General features: G+C 50.4%; 8 protein-coding genes. 3 read left to right on the forward strand and 5 right to left on the reverse strand.

Annotated elements, in window-relative coordinates; translation table 11 throughout:
- Positions 1-277: 277 nt before the first annotated feature.
- Positions 278-1,069, forward strand: a complete 792-nt coding sequence (locus EV209_RS03390) for a type III pantothenate kinase (RefSeq protein ID WP_130433045.1) — start codon at positions 278-280, stop codon at positions 1,067-1,069.
- Positions 1,066-1,833 (forward strand): type III pantothenate kinase, encoded by a 768-nt coding sequence (locus EV209_RS03395; protein WP_130433047.1) that lies wholly within the window; start codon positions 1,066-1,068, stop codon positions 1,831-1,833. Before EV209_RS03390 ends, EV209_RS03395 begins: the two co-directional genes overlap by 4 nt.
- Positions 1,834-1,882: 49 nt before the next feature.
- On the opposite strand, the gene EV209_RS03400 is transcribed toward EV209_RS03395, so the two are convergent.
- The 5 genes from EV209_RS03400 to EV209_RS03420 form a co-directional block, all read right to left on the reverse strand.
- Positions 1,883-5,416 carry an ATP-binding protein gene (locus EV209_RS03400; RefSeq protein WP_130433049.1) on the reverse strand — a complete coding sequence of 1,178 codons (3,534 nt, stop codon included), beginning with the start codon at positions 5,414-5,416 and terminating at the stop codon, positions 1,883-1,885.
- Between the two features lie 5 nt (positions 5,417-5,421).
- Entirely contained in the window at positions 5,422-5,778 is a 357-nt protein-coding gene (locus EV209_RS03405; RefSeq protein ID WP_130433051.1) for an Hpt domain-containing protein, read from the reverse strand.
- A gap of 5 nt (positions 5,779-5,783) precedes the next feature.
- Positions 5,784-9,371 (reverse strand): response regulator, encoded by a 3,588-nt coding sequence (locus EV209_RS03410; protein ID WP_130433053.1) that lies wholly within the window; start codon positions 9,369-9,371, stop codon positions 5,784-5,786.
- A 7-nt stretch (positions 9,372-9,378) separates the two neighbouring features.
- Positions 9,379-11,970: an EAL domain-containing protein gene (locus tag EV209_RS03415; RefSeq protein ID WP_130433055.1), complete on the reverse strand. Its 2,592-nt coding sequence runs from the start codon at positions 11,968-11,970 to the stop codon at positions 9,379-9,381.
- A gap of 265 nt (positions 11,971-12,235) precedes the next feature.
- Positions 12,236-14,341: an alpha-amylase family glycosyl hydrolase gene (locus EV209_RS03420; protein ID WP_130433057.1), complete on the reverse strand. Its 2,106-nt coding sequence runs from the start codon at positions 14,339-14,341 to the stop codon at positions 12,236-12,238.
- A 152-nt stretch (positions 14,342-14,493) separates the two neighbouring features.
- Between EV209_RS03420 and EV209_RS03425 the strand changes: the two genes are divergently transcribed.
- The gene (locus tag EV209_RS03425) at positions 14,494-15,663 is read left to right on the forward strand and encodes an aminotransferase class I/II-fold pyridoxal phosphate-dependent enzyme (RefSeq protein ID WP_130433059.1); all 1,170 of its coding nucleotides are present in this window, start codon (positions 14,494-14,496) and stop codon (positions 15,661-15,663) included.
- Positions 15,664-15,809 lie beyond the last annotated feature (146 nt).

The raw sequence follows: 15,809 nt of genomic DNA on the forward strand, positions 1-15,809 counted from the left end.
AATGCGACACGCCGCAGGCGGAGAATCCCGCGAGCGGGATTCTTTTTCATTACATAGGAAACTGCGTTCCCTTTGTAACATAACCCTCCGGGGGGATCGCACTGCGCGCTAAAGAAATATGGCCGCTAAAGCGGCCGCGCTTCGGCGCGAGAGTCCGGCAGCCGGACTCTTTATTCCTGTATCATAGCATATTTTCCTTTTATTTGCAATATAGCGGCCCATTTGATATAATACCCTCAGTTGACAAGGATACGCATCCATCGAAAGGAGACGCGCCATGATTCTGGCTATCGATATCGGCAATTCCAGCATCGCCGTCGGCTGCGTGGATACAGAAAACATCTATTTTCTGGAACAGCTTTCCACCAATCTGAGCAAAACAGAGCTGGAGTATGCCATCACACTGAAAAATGCCATGGAACTGCATCAAATCAGTCCCGAAGCTGTAACGGGGGGGATTATTTCTTCCGTGGTTCCCCAGCTCTCCGACACTATGCGCCGCGCTGTGAAAAGGCTGATCCCAGGAGAGGTCAGGCTGGTGGGGCCGGGGCTGAAAACAGGCCTGAACATCGCCATTGATAACCCGGCCCAGCTGGGCAGCGATATGGTGGTAAATGCAGTGGCGGCCATCCGGCAGTACCCTCTGCCTATCATCATGATCGATATGGGCACGGCCACTACCATCTCTGCTATTGACAAGCAGGGACGGTATGTGGGCAATGTGATCGTCCCCGGCGTCAGGGGAGCGCTGGACCACCTGGCTTACTGCACTTCCCAGCTTCCCAAAATCAGTCTGGAAACTCCCCGGCATCTGATTGGAAAAAATACCACTGAATGTATGCAAAGCGGCGCTGTCGCCGGCACTGCGGCGCTTCTGGACGGCATGATCCAGCGGATTGAAGAAGAACTGGGGGAAACTGCCACCGTCATCGCAACCGGAGCACCGGCCCAGGCTGTGATCCCTCTCTGCGAGAGGCCTGTGCTCTATGACGACGGGCTGATGCTGAAAGGCCTTCTCTGCATTTACGAAAAAAATATCCGCCAGAACAAGAGGAGGGGAAAGCAATGATATTAGCAATAGACATCGGCAATTCCAACATTGTAGCCGGAGGCCTGGAGGGAGGGAAAGTCTGTTTTGTGGAACGCCTCTCCACCAACCGCCATAAAACAGAGCTGGAATATGCCATTGATTTCAAGAATATTCTGGAACTGCACGGCCTTACCCCCCGTTCGCTGGAAGGCGGGATTCTTACCTCTGTCGTTCCCCAGATTTCCAATACAGTCAAGCGTTCTGCGGAACTGCTGCTGGGCCGGAAGATCCTGCAGGTCTCACCCTCCATGAATACCGGGATTTCCCTGCTGGTGGACAGCCCCTCCTCTCTGGGCAGCGACAGGATTGTGGATGCAGTGGGAGCCCTGTCCCAATATCCCGCGCCTCTGATTATTTTTGATATGGGTACTGCTACCACCATTTCCGCGATTGACCGGGATCAAAATTATCTTGGCGGCATTATCTGTCCCGGCATCCGGGTCTCTCTGGATTCCCTGACGCTGCACACCTCCCAGCTTCCCGGCATCAGCCTGGAAGCTCCCCCCCGCGCCATCGGTACCAATACGGTGGACAGCATGAAAAGCGGGATCGTTTTTGGCACAGCTTCCATGGTGGACGGTATCGCCCGCCGGCTGAAATCTGAATTGGGAGAAGATGCTGAAATAATCGCCACCGGAGGGCTGGCCCGTTTTATCCTCCCCTATTGCCGTCAGCAAATCATTTATGACGAGGATTTGCTGCTGAAAGGGCTCTGGAAGCTCTATCAGCTGAATACCGCATGATTAAAAAGCGCGCGCCGGAAACTGATCTGATTCCGGCGCGCGCTTTTCTTCAGCTGTCCGCAGGTTTTATTAATATTGAGTTCAGTGTTGACCAAAGGACCTGCAGGTCAATGGGTTTTGCTACATGGCCGTTCATACCGGCCTCCAGAGAAGCCTGTATGTCCTCCGCAAAAGCATTGGCGGTCATGGCAATCACCGGTATCTCCGCCGCGTCCGGCCTCTGCAGGCCCCGGATCGCCCTGCAGGCCTCATATCCGTTCATCACAGGCATCTGGATATCCATGAGCACAGCATCAAATGTTCCGGGCGCTGTCTCACTGAATGCATTCAGCGCTTTTTCCCCATCCATCCTCAAGGTAACCTCAGCGCCGTTCATTTCTAAGAGTTCACAGAGGATCTCCGCATTAATCGCATTATCCTCCGCCACCAGAAAATGCCGGCCATCCAGCTTCTTACCCGCGTATTCTCTTTCAGCTTCCACACGTTGGCCATCTTCTTTTCTGGTTTCGGGAGCCTCTTCACATTCCAGTTCAACACGGAACACCGTCCCGCTCCCCACAGCGCTCTCCACTGAAATTTCTCCTCCCATCAGATCTACCAGCCCCTTTGTAATGCTCAGGCCCAGGCCGGTGCCTTCCACCCTGGTCGCGCTGCGGCTGCGCACAAAAGGATCAAAAACCCTGTCCAGCAGCTCTTCCGGCATCCCGATCCCCGTATCGCTGACCGTAAAACAATAACGAACATATCCCTCTTTCCGGGCAGGGAGTATCTCTTCGGCAGAAAATATCACCCGGCCTCCTTCCGGCGTGAATTTCACTGCATTTCCCAAAATATTGATCAGGATCTGGTTGATGCGTAGCGCATCTCCATAAAAATGCAGGCGCCGGACTCCTTCTGTGCGGATTATAAATTCCAGGCCTCCGGCTCTGGCCTGGGGCAGCATAATCGCGGAAATCTGCTCCATCAGCTCCGGCAGATAAATCTCCATCCGGTTCAGCGGAATCCCGGACCGTTCAATTTTGCTCATATCCAGAATATCATTTACCAGGCTCAGCAGATGCCTGGAGGAAAGCGAGATTTTTTTAAGGCAGTTTTCAACCCTTTCACGGCTGTCCAGATGAGCTGTGGCCAGCGCGGTCATCCCCATAACCGCATTCAGAGGCGTGCGGATATCGTGGCTCATAGAAGACAAAAACTCACTTTTTGCACGGTTGGCTTCCTCTGCCTGCTTCAGCGCCGCTACCAGAGCCTTTTTCGTCTCCCTTTCAGCAGAAAGCATATCTGTCACATCCGCGCGCACCATGCAGACGGTCTTATGGCTCCTGTCTCCCCAAAGTACATTAATCTGCTTATACCGCAGTTTTCCGTCAGAAACACAGGGCAGGACAAAATCATATCCGGAAGGTTTTTCCTCCAACTGTTTCTTCATGGCTTCCAGACTGAATTTTTCTGCTATTTGTTCCCCTCCTTCTCCGGAATCATAGAAATCTGCCAGCCTGTCCAGGTAATTATTATAATTTTCCACCACAAAAGGGGATAAATTCTCCAGAACCGTCTCTCTGGTGTACAGCGTCATCCTGTTCTGTTCTGCATCAATCAGAGCCAGCAGTTCAAAAGTATATGCAATTACATTCAGCAGCCCCTGCTGTTCCCGCACAGAATCAGTGATATCTGCCCTTGCCAGGCATACCCTCCCGATCCTCAGGTCTATGGGGCAGATGGTCAGGTTCTTGGTGAAAATTTTCCCATTGTCTCCCGCAACAGCATAAGAGAAGGAATAGCTCCCCTCTTCTTCCAGCTTTCGGACCATATACTGCTTGTCCAGCATCCTTGCCGTATGTTCCCTGTCCTTGGGAAGAATCTGTTCCTTCAGCAAGTGATACACCCGCTGTGAATGTTTTCCCTGCTGCTTTGGAATGCTTCCGCTTTCTTTCTTACAGGAGAGTACTGTGTAACAGTCTTCGTTCAGATCCAGGTCAACTACTAAATCATAGCTGGCTACGGATAACTGATTCAGGATCAGGCCAGAAATCATCTGCTCTGTCGTGTCGGATACAGTGAGGATTCCAGTGATGTCCCCGCTGTCAGGCGTTTCTACCAGGTTCACCTTAAACTGTACATACCGTCCCTGCTTCTCCCGGGGCAGCCTGATAAAAAAGTCTCTGACCAGTTCTGTTTCATTCCTGTTGTATGCAGCCAGCGTAGGCGCATTCAGAAAAGCGTCCAGAAATTCCTGACGCTCTTCTTCTCCCTGTACCAGCCCGGAAAGGCCTCTGAAAAATTCCTCCCGCTCCGTTCCAAAACTTTGAAGCAGGCCGGAATCCGTATAATCCAGGATTTCCAGAATCTTATTCCGGGTAACATTGCAGTGCCCCACAATCAGCGCATTGGGCCCCGGGGTACGGTAATGCTGGATGATCAGATCATTATACTGCCTTCGAAGCAGTTCCCGTTCCTCCATCTCCCTGGTCATATCATGATACCCGGCATAAACTTTGTTTTCTCCGCCCTCGCTCTGAATCACAGTCAGCGTATTTTTGACCCAGAGATAGCTTCCGTCTCCCTTTTTCAGCCGGTATATTATTTCACACTGATTTTCTCCGCTGGCAACAAAACGGTCCATTTCTTCTTTCACATGCTGCATATCGGACGGATGAACCCCGGCCATCGCGTCTCTGCTGTACAGCTCCCAGGCTTCCTCCATAGTCATACCCGTCATGGCCGCAAATCCGTCTGATAAAAATTCGGGCTGCATGCTGCCGTCTTTCTCATAGCGGACCACCGCCACTCCGCCGGGAAGATTTTTTATTACAGTCTGAAAATATTGTTCCAGCCGCTCCTTTTCCTTTTGAACGCAAATCTCCTCAGTCACGTCCCGGACATACTTGACCCAGGCCGGAGTTCCATTCCAGCTTGTTTCCCGGGATCGTATGCTGTAATACCTTCCCCCGATTTCAAACGGCACAGTCTGTGCTTCCCCTGCCTCCTGAAATGTACAGAATGAACAGGGCTCCGTCTTCCCCAGCAGAAATTCATAGCATTTCTGGCCGCTTCTCTCTTCCGGTCTGCGGAACAGAGTTTTGGATTCATTCGAATACAACAGATCATAATTTGCTTTCGCAATGACATAAATTCCATCAGCAGTTTCATTGGCAATACTCTGAAACAGCCTGGTTTCTTCAGATATACCGATAAAAACCGCATCAAATCTCGCCTCGCCGGAATCCAGGTCCGCTCTCTGACCATTGAGATGAACCCAGATCAATTCTCCGCTCTTATGAATCACCCGGAAAGAAATATCCAGGATTTCTCCGCTGGCCAGCGCAGCCTTCATTGCTGCCGCAACCCTTTTCCTGTCCGGCCCATAGATAATCTCCTGAAAAATATCATCTCCCCAGACAGCCTTAATCTCTTCTCTCGTGTGGCCGGAAAGAGCTGATACTCCGTCTGAAAAAAAGACAGGAATGAAGCGCCCTCCTTCCATGCGAAAGCTGGCAACTCCGCCGGGAACAGAATTGATCAGACGTTCTTTCTCCCGTTTTTCTTCCTCCGCGGACTGAGAAAATTCTCTTTCCTGCGCCATATTGATTACCTCCTCAGTAGTTCCCTGAACAGCTCCGCTTTCTGGAATTCCAGGCAGACCTCTTCATACAGTTCCAGACACGCTCCATCTTCGCCGGCACGAAGAGGCTCCACAAGTCCGCAGACTGCTTCATAAAGAGGCGTCAGTCCTAGGTTGCCCGCCACTCCTTTAAGCGTGTGCGCCGCTTCAAAAGCGCCTGACAGATCACCTTCATCCAGGGCCGCTCCCAGCCTCCGGAGATTCTCATCCTGGAAAAGCATTTCCAGGCATCTCAGATACAACGCTTCATTTCCCATAAAACGTGCCATTGTTGTTTCATAATCTGCTCCGTATGCCTCAAACTCTTCCCGGAAATTGCCCATGGCATTTAATCCTCCCCTCTGAAAATAAAATCATAAAGCGTCTGATACAGTTTCTCCGGATCAATCGGTTTTGCCAAATGGGCCACCATTCCTGCTGCTTTGCTTTTTTCTATATCATCATCAAATGCATTCGCTGTCATAGCGATAATCGGTATGTTTTCCGCATCGGCGTTGCTGAGATGCCGGATGTTGGAAGCCGCAGTCAGGCCATCCATCAGCGGCATGCGGATATCCATCAAAATAGCGCTGTACCAGCCAGCCTCAGACTTGCTGAACATCTCCATTGCACGCAAACCGTTTTCTGCCGTATCCACTGAAAACCCTTTACTCTTCAGCAGCAGCACCGCCACCTCAGTATTGATCGCATTGTCTTCAGCCAGCAGCACACGTTTTCCTGTAAAGTCATAATCCGGTATTTCCGCCCGCTGAAGCTGCTCTTCCTTTTCCCCCATGGCTCTGGAGAAGGCTGATACAAGACTGGACTTGAACATAGGTTTGCTCATCAGCAGATTCACTCCTGCCAGTTTCGCCTCATGCTCAATGGAAGCCCAATCATAAGCGGTCATGATGATGATGGTAACCTCCGGCCCCACAATCGCCCGGATCCTTCTGGCCGTTTCTATTCCATCCATTTCCGGCATCTTCCAGTCGATCAGGATCATATCGTAATATTTTTTCTCATTCCAGAGGGTTTTCACCCTTTCCACCGCTTTATAGCCGCTGTCCACCCACTCGGCGCTTACGCCCATTTCATGCAGCGTCACCACAGCGCTCTCACATACTGCCACATCATCGTCCACAACCAGTGTTTTCAGATGGGAAAAGCTATAATTCTGCTTCTTCTGCCTGTGGCGCTGTTTTTCTTCTTCCGTAATCCCCAGCTTCACATCCACAGTAAACTCTGTGCCGATCCCCTTAATCGAACGCACTGTGATTTTTCCGTCCATCATATCCACAATATTTTTGCAGATCGCAAGCCCCAGCCCGGTTCCCCCGTAGAGGGCTGTTGTTCCAGTGGATTCCTGAGAGAAGGGCTCGAAAATATGAGGAAGAAACTCCTCGCTCATGCCAATGCCTGTGTCATTCACAATAAAACGAAGCACTGCGTCATTTTTCGTCTTATGCCTCTGGTACGCGGAAAAAGTGACCTTTCCGCCTTCTCCCGTAAATTTTATGGCATTGCTCATAATATTGATCAGAACCTGCTGCAGCTTCATCGCATCCCCGATATAATAATCGTCCAGCACAGGGTCCACAATGCATTCATATTCCACGCCTTTTGCCGCCGCCTGGGCAAAGCAGATGGAGTTTATCCCGCTCAGGAATTCCTCCACCGGGATCTTCTCATTTTTCAGCAGCATTTTTCCGCTCTCGATCCTGCTCATATCCAAGATATCGTTAATTAAAGACAACAAAAAACGGGAAGAAATCCCAATTTTAGAAATACAGTCCTCTACCAGTTCGTCGTCCCCGATCCCCTGGGCAGCAATGGCGCTCATGCCGATGATAGCATTCATCGGGGTGCGTATCTCATGGCTCATCCTGGACAGGAAATCTGTTTTCGCCGCATTTGCCTGTTCCGCAGCCACCAGCGCAGCGGCAAGCTCTTCTTTCTGCCGCTGTTCCTGCCGCACAATATCTGTCAGATCCGTGCGGGCAATACATACCCTTTTCAGTTCTTTACTAATATAAAAAACCTGGAAACGCTTAACTCTCAGATCTCCCGCCTCATCCCGCATTTCAATTACAAAACTATAGGCATCCTGTTCTGAGAGTTCCTGCTCCATATATTCGTAGCTCAGCTTCGTCAGATACTCCTCCCGGTCCTTTTTTTCCAACTGGCTGTCCGCTACTTTTCTTGCCTCTCTGATGAAATTCCCATTCTGAGGAATGCTGATCTTTTTGCTGTTTGGCAGAGAGATTACCTGGTAAGTGCCCTGAGGAATATCCAGATCCATGATGTTGTCATAATCCAGATCTGCAATTTTATTGAGAAGCTGGGACTGAAGTTTCTGTTCTGTAATATCCACTGTGTAGAAGAACATAATCACGTCCCCGCTCTCGGGATTCAGGCAGGAGCGCAGCCTGGTGCTTCCCCAGAATACGCTTCCATTGTTCTTCCTTCTCAGGAATTCAAACTGGTAATCCACTCTGCCGGAAGCATAGTCATCCAGCACTTTTTTTCTCGCAAGGCTCCTGCATATCTCATCCCCTTTAGCAGGATCCGCCGCCGAACCTGCCAGGCTCAGAACTGTATTCTCATAAGAATCACCTACCTGGGCCACAGCCACATCTGAACTGGAAAGATAGGTTTCCAGCCTTCCCTGGCTGACATTTATCGTACCCTGTATGCTGCTCCGCTCAGAGGCCAGCTCCGCAAAATAAGCCAGTTCCTGTTCATACAGTTCTTTTATCCGGATCTGCAGCCGTTTTTCCTCTGTCACATCCACAAATACACAGTAAAAATAGGGTTCTCCATCCTCTACAAATAGCTGGGCTTTCGCAGACGCCCACTTTACCGTACCGTCTTTACAAATCAGCCTGTGTTCTGCCTGAATGCTGCTGCCCTTTCCTATCTGCACCTTCAGCTGCACCCTCAGCCTCTCCATATCATCCGGACAGATCACTGCAGCCATACAGTTCCCCAGCGCGGCAAATTCTTCCCTGCCGTAGCCTAAAAACTCAAAAAAACCGTCGTTTGCGTCAATAATAGAGAGGTCTTTATCATACCGGCATCGAAATACAGCGCCGGGAATATTGTTATAAAGCCGGAGCACCTCCTCCTGGGCCTGCTTCTGGGCCGTAATATCAATACACACCGACGAAATTGCATATCTCCCATCCTCTGCCGTGGTTCTGCGCCCCAGATCATGGACCCAGATATATGAACCGTCCTTCTTTTTCATCCGGTATTCCACTACATATTCGCCGCTCTCCGCAAGCTGGCCGGCAACCCGGCGGTCCACTTCGCACCTGTCCTCCGGATGCATACAGTTTGAAATCAATCCGGCAGTATCCTTCATAAATTCATCTTCACTGCAATATCCCAGATAGTCCAGCATCTTTTGATTGATAAAATAAAAAGGATAACCTTCCTCTATGTATCCGCCCATCATTCCGCCGGGAAAAGATTCATTCAGCAGTTCCTGACGCTGTCTGACAATACTTTCAATCACCAGAGTATGGGGATAATGCTCTTTATCCCTCTGGCTTCCTCCGGGCTCCGCGGCATGAAAGCTTCTGATTTTCCACTCCAGTCCATTTTCACAGGTCAGGATAAAAAACACGCGCAGAGACCAGGAATATATAGAGTTTTTCAACTTCATTTCCATAGAAATATGGCAGCATTTATTTGAAAGTGACTGGCTGAAAATCCTCCTGAGACTGCAGATAAAAGGCTCTTTCATTTCCAGTATATCCTCTCTGATATACTGCTTCAGATGCTCCTTCCCAAGGGCCAGCTCCTCCTGGCCGGTCCCAACAAAGCTCACATCCTCTTCCAGAAAATCCGCTGCCTTGTCGGCATCGCACAGTTCAAACCACGCGCGGCAGAATTGCTGTGCGGTTTCCTCCGCTGTAATTCCAAAATTCATAAATCCTCTATCCTTTCCACATGCAGCAGCAGCCTTTTTGATCTGATTTTGTTTTATAAAGCGCCTCATCAGCCCTGGCAAGCATTTTCTCTACAGACATCTCCGTTTCCCGGCAGACCACAATGCCGGCAGAACATGTAACAGTAATCTTCCCTCTGCCGCAATTATCCCGAAATGCCCGGCATATCTCATTTCCTTTTCTGAGGGCAGCTTCCTCTGATCCCATCCGTTTCAGTATTACAGCGAATTCATCCCCGCCATACCGGGCCAGTATGTCCGTTTCCCTGGAATGGGCGCGAAGCAGAGAGCCGAAATCACGGATCATCCGATCCCCTTCGGCATGGCCCAATTTATCATTGACCTCTTTCAGATTATCCAGATCAAAAAGATATACCGCAAAAGGCCCCTCCTCTCTTCTCAGAGCCTCCTCCGCCACATGGAGCCCCCTCCGGTTCAGCAGCCCCGTAAGATAATCCCGGTACGCTTCACTGTGCAGTCTGCGCTCCCGCTCCCGGACCACAGCCGCCGCCCTGACACGCGCCAGCCGTTTCCATAAGCTCTTTTGGGTATAAGGACGGCTGATAAAGTCATCTGCTCCCATTATTAAAGCCTTTTCTTCCAGCAAAGCGTCCTGAGGCCCCGACACAATCACGGGAATATTCCAGATTTTTTTCTCTTTTTGAATATACTCCAAAACCGCAAAACCGCCTTCTTCTCTGAGAGACAAGCTTAAAATCACTCCGGCAATTCTGTTTTCATGCTTTACGATACATCGGATCGCCTGTACGGCATTTTCTGCCTCCTCGATCCGATATCCACACTGAAAAGTTTCCCGTGCCAGGCGCCGGTATTCCGAATCTTCATCCACAATCAGAAGGACGCCGGAATCTTCTTCACAATCATCCCTATCCTCTTCCCGGACATCCCTGCCTGTACTCTGGCTCTCAAGACTTTGAGCCAGTATTTCGAACTCCCTGCAGGGCATTGGCTTGGAAAAATAGTAGCCCTGGACATAATCACACCCAATATCCCGAAGGCGTTCCAGCTGTTCTCTGGTCTCCACGCCTTCCGCCACCACACTCAGATTCATCCACCGGGCCAGTCCCATAATAAAACGCAGAATTCCCTGGTCTATGGGTTTTGCCGTTTCGCTTTGAATAAATTTCATATCCAGCTTTAAGACATCCAAAGGCATTTTGTTGAGCATGTTCAAGGAAGAATATCCCGTTCCAAAATCATCCATCTCTATGATAAAACCCAATTCCCGCAGATTCCCCACCGTATGGATAATCTGCTCCGGATTTTCCGTGTAGGCGCTCTCCGTAATTTCCAAATGAAGAAGAGAGGGCGGCAGGCTGTATTTTTGGATCAGCCGCAGCAGGATATCCGCCAAATCCGCCTGGTATACGTCCGCCCTGGAAACATTCACAGAAATGGGGATCGGCTGATATCCCTGATCCAGCCACCTGCGCAAAACTTTACAGGTTTCTACCCAGACGAACTGGTCCAGACGGGTAATAAAACCGTTTTTTTCAAACAGAGGGATGAACTCTGCAGGAGACATGAATCCCCATTCCGGATGGTTCCAGCGCACCAGGGACTCCGCTCCCGCCAGCCGGTCATCCTGAATTGTATACTTGGGCTGCAGATAAATAAAGAACTGTTTTTCCGCCAGGGCCTTCTCCATACTGTCCGTAATCGCCTGTTCCCGCAAAAGCTTGTTCCGGAGATTATCATCATATACCGCAAAGTGTTTTGCATACTGCCCCTTAATGCTGTGCGCAGCCAAAAAGGCCCTGTCGCACATCTGCTCTACAGATGTAGCCCTGTCCCTTACCGGATAAATCCCCCACTTCACCACAACGCTCTTGGTATTGGAGAGTGCGTTCAACTGTGCTTCCGCCTGGACAAACAACTGATCCGTATACTCCTGGTGCTCCAGCAGGCAGGCAAACTGATCTGCGTTAAACCGCCCGCAGATTCCCTCTTCCCCTACTAATTCGGAATACATATCCGCGACTCCGCAAAGAAGCTTGTCTCCTGCCGGGACGCCGAAAATATCATTGATCAGTTTGAAATTTTCAATGTCAGAGCAGATGATATCATAACTGCGGTCCGGCTGCTGAAGCAGGATCTCTCTCACCCGCTGATAAAAAAACTCCTTGCTGTAAAGTCCGGTCAGCCGGTCATACTGAAACTGGTTTACCATCGCAGCAGTTTCCCGGAGATGTATGATGCTCGCTACCCTGTGCAGAATCACCTGCGGCTTATAGGGCTTGGCCACAAAATCAGCAGCTCCATGGGAAAGAGCCGCCACCTCATCGGATTCTCTGTCGCTCTGGGTAGTTACAATTACAGGAATTGCCGAGTACACTGCATCAGCTTTGATAATAGAAAGAAACGTATACCCATCCATCACAGGCATCACAATATCCAGCAGAATCAAAGAAATGTCCGCCCTGTTCGTTTTCAGCACATCCAGAGCTGCCTGTCCATTCTCCGCCTCCAGTACACTATACTCGGAAGACAGGATTTCCCGCAGCATCATCCGGTTAATTTCATTATCTTCTACGATCAAAACCTGTTTTTGCGCTATCATTTTCTACCTTCTTATTCGTCATCTGCCTGTTTACAGCAAAAAATATAAATAAACAGATTGTTTTCGACTTATATGTCTACGTTTTGTTGTTTAACTATTGGTATTATAACAAATCTCATAAAATTATGCAATCTAATCATCTTCATTCCTGCAAAAATGGAGCCGTCCCGGACTTCAATCAAGTGCGGGAACAGCTCCAATGCAGTATGAGAAAATTTGCTCTTTTTTACTCAGTCTCAAGCCCGATCAGCTTCTTCAGAGGAAGTCATTTCTTCTTCTCCCCGGGCTTTTCTGCCGGATTCCCGGCCGCTGGTGTTTTAGCGGCAGCCGATGCTTTGGAAGCTGCTGCTTTCCTTCCGGATGCTTTCTTTCTTCCCGGCTGGCTGCCAATCCGCTCCAGCACCATAGCCGTACGGCTGGGAAGATAAACCAGAAATCCAATCCGTCCGTCGGGAATCGTCTCCGCATGGTAGACCACTTCTCTGGAGATTCGGCCCTGCCCGCCAACTTCAGGGTCATCCGTTGACAGCACGACACGATAATCTCCTTCTGTCCTGACCGGCATAAAATATCCTCCAAAGGAACGGGTCGGATTGAAGTTAAAAGCGAATACACGGCCTTTCTTCTGGTACATCAGTATTTTGTCCCCCTGATGCACCCAGAGATTATGAGCGTCTCCGGTCAGCAGTTCAGACTGCTCCGCAAAATGCACCATCTCATTGTCAAATTCATTCAGCCACTCATATTTCAGCTCATGGTTTTCCACCAGACTCCACTGGCGCCTGCAGTAATGGTAGCTCCAGCCGTTGCCCTGGCGGGGGAAATCAATCCACTCCGGATGGCCGAACTCGTTGCCCATAAAATTCAGATAGCCTTCGCCGCCCAGGCTCATGGTCAGCAGGCGGATCATCTTATGCAGGGCAATCCCCCGGTCGATCACCATGTTCTGAGTCTTTTTCTCCATGCTCCAGTACATCTCTTTATCGCAGAGCCGGAACATCACCGTCTTATCTCCCACCAGCGCCTGATCATGGGATTCCACATAACCGATCACCGGCTCTTCCGGCCTTCTTCCGGTGAGTTCGTACCAGATATTCCAGATATCCCAGTCTTCATCCGGGACTTCTTTCAATGTTCGCACCCACAGATCCGGTTCTCCCATGGCAAGCCGGTAATCAAATCCCAGGCCGCCGTCCTCTATGGGGAGGCAGAGCCCCGGCATGGCGGAGGTATCTTCCGCGAGAGAAAGTGCTTCCGGGTTCACCTCTTTGATCAGCTCGTTTGCCAGCTGCAGATAGGTCACAGCCTCTGTGTCCGTATTCAATGAAAAATATTTATCATAATGATCAAAACTGCTGCCCAGGCCATGATCGTGATACAGCATGGAGGTCACCCCGTCAAAACGGAATCCGTCAAAGCGGTATTCTGTCATCCAGAATTTCAGGTTGGACAGCAGGAAATGCAGCACCTCATTCTTGCCATAGTTAAAAAGCTTGGTTCCCCAGGCCTGATGGTCTCCTGCCGGGCCTTCATGGAAAAACTGATATGTAGTCCCGTCAAATTCATTGATTCCTTCATTGGTATTGCGCACCGCATGGGAATGCACCACATCAAGCAAAACCGCGATCCCCATGGTGTGGGCGGTATCGATCAGCTCTTTCAGATCATCCGGGGTGCCGTACCTGGAGGATGCGGCAAAGAAATTGGACACCTGGTATCCGAAAGATCCATAATAAGGATGCTCCATCACCGCCATAATCTGAATCGTATTATATCCCAGCGCCTGTATTCTGGGAAGTACATTTTCCCTGAACTCCGCGTAGCTCCCGATACCATATTTCTCCTGAGCCATGCCGATATGGCACTCATATATCATCAGCGGCTTTTTCGGGTGAAATACTCGTTTCCTCCAACGGTATTTTTTCTCCGGCGCGTAAACTTCTGCACACCAGAGATAGGTTTCCGGGTCCTGCACCACCCTGGCAGCATACAGCGGAATCCGTTCCAGGACCTTCCCGCCGTGGTGCACCACTGCTTTCACGCGGCAGCCGTTCCACAGCGCGTTTTTTCCGGGCAGAAAAATTTCAAAGTTGCCGTTATCCAGTTTCTTCATCGGGTGGGAAGTCTGAGACCAGCCGTTGAAATCTCCCTCCAGATACATAGCGTCTGCACCGGGAGCCCATTCCCTGTAATACCAGCCGCCTTTTTCCTGATGGAACCCAAAATACAGGTGACCGTTGGCAAACTCTGTCAGCGGCCTTCCGTCGGGAAGCAGTTCAGCCTTCTTATGCGCATAGTTCTCCATACGCAGATTGATATCACCCTCGTAATTTTTCAAAAGCGGATCAATCTCTAAAATTCTGTATCCCATTCTCACAACCCCTTTCTTTCACCTCCCAGAACATGTCCGGTTATATCTATTGTAACTTTTTCCGAAGATTTCGTCAACCTTCACGAACCAGTTTAGTAATTTTTTTGCAAAAGAATATGATATACTCGAAATAATTCAAAGGAGGTACCGCGGTGGACATATTATTCTCAAACCGGCTGAAATCCTTTCAGACCGGCATTTTCTCAGCCTTGAATGAAAAGAAGGAACAGCTTTTAAAGGAAGGTAGGACAATCTACAACCTGTCCGTGGGCACGCCCGACTTTCCTCCGGCCCCGCATGTGATGCAGGCGATGGAAGAAGCCTGCCGCAATCCGGAAAATTACAAATATTCTCTCCGGGATCTTCCGGAGCTGCTGGAGGCTGCCGCAGAATATTACCAAAAACGGTTCGGCGTTTCCCTGAATACAAACCAAATCATGACAGTGAGCGGTTCCCAGGAGGGGCTGGCCCATATCTGCCTGGCGCTCTGCAACCCCGGCGACCTGGTGCTGGTTCCTAATCCCGGCTATCCCATTTTTGAAGCCGGCCCTTTTCTCTCCGGCGCGCAGATAGGATATTATGAGCTGAAACCAGAAAACGGATATCTGCCGGATTTATCATCCATCCCGGAAGAAACCGCGCAGGCGGCAAAAGTAATGATCCTCTCCTATCCCTTAAACCCTGTCTGCGCTGCGGCGCCGGACAGCTTTTATGACGAGCTGATCGCATTCGCGCGCAGACATAACATTTTCATTCTCCATGACAACGCTTATGCGGATATTGTCTACGACGGCAGCACCGGAGGTTCTTTTCTGCAGCATCCGGGCGCATGCGAAGTGGGCGCTGAATTTTATTCTCTATCCAAAACTTTTAATCTGACCGGAGCGCGGATTTCATTCCTTCTGGGCAATCCTGATGCCATACGGGCATTCCGCCTGCTGCGTTCTCAAATTGATTACGGGATTTTCCTGCCGGTCCAGTACGCTGCCATCGCCGCCCTCACCGGGCCCCAGGATTCTGTAAAGGCTCAGGCAGAGGAATATGAACGGCGCAGAAACGCTCTTTGCCGCGGCCTTACAGCCATCGGCTGGCCGGTTCCGGACAGCGAGGGGTCCATGTTCGCATGGGCGCCGGTTCCCGGAGGGTTTTCTTCCTCCTCTGCTTTTTGTGAAGAGCTGATGTCCCGCTCCGGTGTGATCTGCACTCCGGGCAGCGCCTTTGGCTCTCTGGGGGAGGGTTATGTGCGTTTTGCGCTGACCTTGCCTGTGCCGGAATTGGAGAAGGCTGTGGGGGCTGTAAAGGACAGCGGGATTCTTGCATGAAATAATCAGCAGGTTTTCCTGGGTTCCTCTGCCATTTCGCACAAGTCGCGGGGAGGAGGCAGAAGAAACTCCGGAGGGTCCATGCCAATTCTTGGCTATACCCTCCTACGTTTTTTCTGCCTCCTCCTGCCCGGGCTTTTTTCTGG

The sequence above is a fragment of the Cuneatibacter caecimuris genome, assembly GCF_004216775.1.
Classification (GTDB): domain Bacteria; phylum Bacillota; class Clostridia; order Lachnospirales; family Lachnospiraceae; genus Cuneatibacter; species Cuneatibacter caecimuris.